1 protein-coding gene is annotated in these 267 nt (G+C 41.2%); it reads right to left on the bottom strand.

The genetic code is table 11. The features are described 5' to 3' along the window. Window positions 1-267 (bottom strand): hypothetical protein (locus tag AAEY62_RS22690; protein WP_350636669.1); only part of this gene is annotated, 267 nt, incomplete at both ends.

Below are 267 nucleotides of genomic sequence, written 5' to 3'. Positions count from 1 at the left end.
AGAGAAGGCTGCTCAGGGCGCTCGAATTGCTCTAGATCTAACTCATCAGTGAGCTCTTGATGTGCTGCACTGCGAAGGAAATTATATAAATGCCACGGTGTTGTTTTTTCATCTAAACGTTCGAACTCTTTATGTGCCCAACAATGTAACGCTTCTGGGTTCGTGGCATCGTCAAAGCTTAATGGGTTTAAGCTTTTATAAAAGTTTGTATAGCGGTCAATACTTTGAGAAAGGAGTGTCTTTTTGTGAACCCCACCTTCATTAAAT

Origin of the sequence: Pseudoalteromonas sp. GW168-MNA-CIBAN-0100, assembly GCF_040309225.1 — a bacterium.
Lineage (GTDB): Bacteria > Pseudomonadota > Gammaproteobacteria > Enterobacterales > Alteromonadaceae > Pseudoalteromonas > Pseudoalteromonas arctica.
Note: the sequence above shows the minus strand (reverse complement) of the source record. Positions and strands in the feature narration are given on the sequence as shown.